This window comes from Methanofastidiosum sp., assembly GCA_013178285.1.
Classification (GTDB): Archaea; Methanobacteriota_B; Thermococci; order Methanofastidiosales; family Methanofastidiosaceae; genus Methanofastidiosum.
On sequence record JABLXD010000073.1, the window covers coordinates 1 to 4,576 of the forward strand.

The window sequence follows — 4,576 nt, forward strand, 5'->3', positions numbered from 1 at the left end:
TGTGTGAAACTAACGTCCAGAGAGCTATTGCAGGTATAATGGCAGGAGCTTTGATCATGGCTAACTACGTTAAGCTATGGGGAAGCCCATTCTTCTCAGCACCAGCAATGGGTCTAGTCGTTGGTATAATTCTCTACCTATCTCTTGAATACGAAGGTAAGGGCAAAGCCAAGAAAAAATAAACTAATTTAATTTTTCTTTTTTATATTTTTTAATTATCCTGTTTTCTTAGTATTTAACTACCAAAAGACTTATAAATATTAGATTAGTCTAACTTTTGTAGCATAACCTAATTCCAGACATAGGTTTCCTACATTTTATTTTTTTATTTTCATTTTTTATTTGTAATAAAATTTAAAAACATCTTTCATCATATTTAATTAGGGCTCGTAGCTCAGCTGGTATGAGCGCGGCATTCGCAATGCCGAGGCCGCGGGTTCAAATCCCGCCGAGTCCATATATAGATAACTTTTTTAAACTTTTAAAATTATTAAAAACTGGGCCCATGGTCTAGTTGGTCATGACGTCACCCTCACACGGTGGAGGTCCTGGGTTCGAATCCCAGTGGGCCCATAGGAAACTAAGTTTTATTTATTAATTGTGGTGGGCACTTGAAATACACAAGAGAGGAATTTTTTAATGAATTTGGCGATAAAGCATGGATTTCACCATTCGAAAAGATAGTCGTTCTTGCAGATAAAGAAAAAGGAATAATTGAAATCTTTGAAAAACATCCAAGGGGAATGGCAACAGCTTCTTGGGTGACATATCACTACCCAAAAGCCTCCTCATTAATCACACATGCAATAGGTGAAGGTAGCCAAAGTTTTTTTAGAGTTAAGGACGGAAGATGCGAACTTGATCTTAAAGCAGGTATTTCTGCCGCAGGCATAGAAGAAGTAAAGATCTACGAAGATAAAGTTACCATTACATATGCCGGATTAGGCGGCGGAGGTGTTGGAGCTGTGCTTAATAGGGGCCTTGCAGAAGGAGTTCACTCTGTTGAGATAATAGATTATGGGGGCGGCGGAGGGCTAAGTAAAGCTAAACTTACTTTTGATTTAAAGCAAAAGATTGTAGTCGGAGTTGACGATACAGATACCAAAGAAGAAGGAGCAACATGGTCCTTGGCAAATGAGATTGCATACAAAATAGAGAAGGAAGGCTTAGCCGATTACCTGAGACATACCCTAGTTCAGCTTTATCCAAGAAACCCCCACAAGACTCAGAACTGCGTTAGCACAGCATTGACGTTTGCGGTACTCCCAGAAAACATTCCAAAATTCAAAGAGAGAATTTTTGAACTTTTTAGTAAACATACGCTTTCAAAAGAAACTGGTTTAGTTTTGCTAAAAGGAATTGGAATAGATAAAGAAATTAAAGACTATTCCTTCAAAGTTAAAACTTCATTAATGTCTTTAGATGAGGCAATTGATTTTTCCAAAAGAGTAAAAAACTTAGAAGTTTTAATGGATAATTGGGGATTAATAGGAGCAATAGCCGCTTTAGGGTACTCTGAAGATCCCAATGAGGCTGTGAGATTATGAAATCATTTGTTAGCCCTTATAATCTTGTTAAAGAAGTTGCTATAAAAGAAGATCCAAAAAATATAATTGTTTACGATACTACCTTAAGGGATGGAGAACAAACTCCCGGGATTTGCTTTACACCTGATGAGAAACTTGAAATAGCCATCAAGTTAGATGAACTGGGCGTTCCTCAAATCGAAGCAGGTTTTCCAGTTGTATCAGATGGGGAAAGAAGGGCTATAAGAAATATAATGAAACAATCCTTAAATTCAGAGATACTTGCATTAACTAGGACTTTAAAGAGTGACATAGACGTTGCTTTATCATGTGATGTTGATGGTATAATCACCTTTATAGGGACTTCGGACCTTCATTTAAAATATAAATTAAAAATGACTAGAGAACAAGCACTCTCTAGAGCTATCGAAGCTGTAGAGTATGGTAAAAGCCATGGCATTTTTGTTGCATTTACAGCGGAAGATTCTACAAGAACAGATTTAGATTTTTTATTTGAACTTTTTAAACAAGCAACTGATGCTGGTGCAGATAGAGTCCATATAGCAGATACAACTGGTTCGATAAGGCCTATGGGGATGAAATATCTTGTTACCCAGATAAAAAATAATATTGATAATACTCTAGGTATACATTGCCATGATGATTTTGGTCTTGCAGTTGCAAACTCTCTCGCAGCATTTGAATCTGGGGCTAGGGCTATATCTACAACTGTAAATGGTATTGGGGAAAGAGCAGGCAACGCTTCTCTTGAGGAAATAATTATGGGCCTAAGACTCTTATATGGAATAGAAATGCCCTTCAAATATGAAGTAATATATGAACTTTCAAGATTAGTTGAAAAATATACTACAATGCCAGTTCCTAAAAATAAGGCCATTGTAGGAGATAATGTTTTTTCTCATGAATCTGGGATACATGTTTCAGCAGTTAGAGCAGAACCTTTGACTTATGAACCATACATGCCTGAATTTGTTGGCCAAAAAAGAAGGATCATTCTAGGTAAGCATTGCGGGATCAGCTGTATTGATTACAAACTTGAAGAGTTAGGATTGTCAATCCCACAAAATGAAAAAGAAAATTTGATACTTAAAATAAAGGAGATGGCTGAGAGAGGGGCAAAAGTAGGAGATAAAGAATTTAAGAATATGGCGCAGGAAATTCTTGCAAAAGGTTAGATGATGAAAAATTCATATTCCGGAGCAGAAATCATATCAAAAGCAATTAAGGATTCAGGAGTTGACACGCTTTTCTGGTATCCGGGAAGAGAAATACTTCCTCTTTATCATGAATTGAAAGATAATGGAATTTCTATTATTAGATCTTCACATGAGCAGTGTTCAGTCCATAGCGCAGATGGATTTTATAGGGCAAGTGGAAGAATATCTTCTGCATTGACATCAACAGGCCCAGGATCTGTCAATGCAATGATGGGGCTTGCTTGTGCATATAAAGATGGATCTTCTTTAGTTTTAATTACCGGACAGGTTCCTAACGATAAAATTGGCACTGATGCCTTTGAGGAAGTTGATTTACTTTCAATGACCTCTTCCATCACAAAGAAGAATATTAGATTAAAAGAAGACATCTACCAACAGATTAGGGATTCATTCTCTCAAGCAGTTTCTGGAAGGCCAAGACCTGTTCACATCGAAGTTCCAACTAACTTATTTGAATTGGAATACAATTCAGATTTTAATTATTTAGAAAAAAAAACAAAAACTAAACTTGATATCGATAAGATTAAAAATGCCATCAAATTGATTAACGAGTCAAAAAAGCCTTTGATTCTTTCCGGATACGGAGCTATTGGCTCTAACTCAGACGCCAATATCCGTTCTCTTTCAAATAAAATTGGAGCGCCAATAGTAACAACATTACCCGGCAGGGGGATCATTGACGAAGACGATACATATGCTTTTGGCACACTTGGAGTTAGAGGTACAAACAATGCCAAAATAGCATTTGAAAACTCAGATCTAGTAATATCCTTTGGAGTCAAATTTTCTGATAGAACTTCTTACAACCTATTTAATAATTCAAAGAAAATAATTGACGTCAATATAGAAAAAAACAGAAAAAGTACCTCATTTGAGCTTTCCCTAGTGGGGGATATAAATGAGATACTCAGCAATATCGTTATTGGAGTTTCAAGAAAAAATGGGCTTTGGATCAATAAAGATACTCCGAAAAAATTAGATGGAATATCTTCTTCTTCAAAACCACTGAAACCCCAAGTTGCAATTTGTGAGATACTACAGAAATTACATAAAGAGGATATAGTTGTTACTGACACAGGCTCCATTACAGTATGGACACATCTCCTAAAAAAAGTTCATATTCCAAGAACTTTCATCTGTTCGCATTCTTTTGGTGCAATGGGATTCGGTTTACCCGCATCTATAGGTGCAAAGCTATCTAATCCTGGGAAAAGAGTTGTTTTAATAACTGGCGATGGCGGGCTTTTGATGGTGCTAGGAGAATTACTAACTTTGTCTGAAAATAATATAGATGTAAAAATATTCTTGATAAATAATGGCGTCTTGAGCACTATTAAGCAGCATGAAGATGCTAAATTTGGCGGGAAATATCACTTCAGCTTGGGCAAGAAAGATTTCGTGGAGATATCAAAAGGTCTTGAAGTTCCTGGGATAAGAGTTGAAGATAAAGGAGAAATGAAGAAAGGAGTTAAAGAAATACTTGACTCATCAGGCCCTATGCTTTTAGATATATTGGTAAATCCAAATGAAAAAGTTCCATCAGGTGGAATTTAATATATTCTCTCCTAATTTTTTACCTAGTGCCATAAGTGTAAGAATTGGTGGTTTCCCTGGAGATTCTGGGAGTACACTTGCATCACATACATAAAAACCCAATTTCGTCTTGAATTGATTGTCTACGGTGGTGCCTAAAGGTGCTGTACCTCCAGGATGGGCCCCTGCGGCTTCAGTTGAAACTATTGTATCTACTCCTGATTTTTTTAATATCCTTGAGGCTATAGCAACACCATTTGATATTTTTTGAACGTCTTT

The 4,576-nt window shown here is 36.5% G+C and carries 4 protein-coding genes and 2 tRNA genes; 5 read left to right on the plus strand and 1 reads right to left on the minus strand.

Translation table 11 applies throughout. The annotated features are described in order from the left end of the window. Positions 1–383: 383 nt before the first annotated feature. From HPY60_11525 to HPY60_11545, 5 genes are all read left to right on the plus strand, one after another. A tRNA-Ala gene (locus HPY60_11525) sits at positions 384–457 on the plus strand. Between the two features lie 42 nt (positions 458–499). After that, positions 500–573, plus strand: a tRNA-Val gene (locus HPY60_11530). Between the two features lie 38 nt (positions 574–611). Continuing rightward, positions 612–1,547 (plus strand): hypothetical protein, encoded by a 936-nt coding sequence (locus tag HPY60_11535; protein ID NPV51807.1) that lies wholly within the window; start codon positions 612–614, stop codon positions 1,545–1,547. Continuing rightward, the gene (gene aksA, locus HPY60_11540; protein ID NPV51808.1) at positions 1,544–2,722 is read left to right on the plus strand and encodes a homoaconitate hydratase; all 1,179 of its coding nucleotides are present in this window, start codon (positions 1,544–1,546) and stop codon (positions 2,720–2,722) included. Before HPY60_11535 ends, aksA begins: the two co-directional genes overlap by 4 nt. A gap of 3 nt (positions 2,723–2,725) precedes the next feature. Then, a complete protein-coding gene (locus HPY60_11545; protein ID NPV51809.1) occupies positions 2,726–4,318 on the plus strand; it encodes a thiamine pyrophosphate-binding protein in 1,593 nt (530 codons plus the stop codon). Here the strand turns inward: HPY60_11545 and HPY60_11550 are convergent. Next, a partial coding sequence (locus tag HPY60_11550) for a ferredoxin (GenBank protein ID NPV51810.1) occupies positions 4,304–4,576 on the minus strand: 273 nt, incomplete at its 5' end. The genes HPY60_11545 and HPY60_11550 overlap by 15 nt on opposite strands.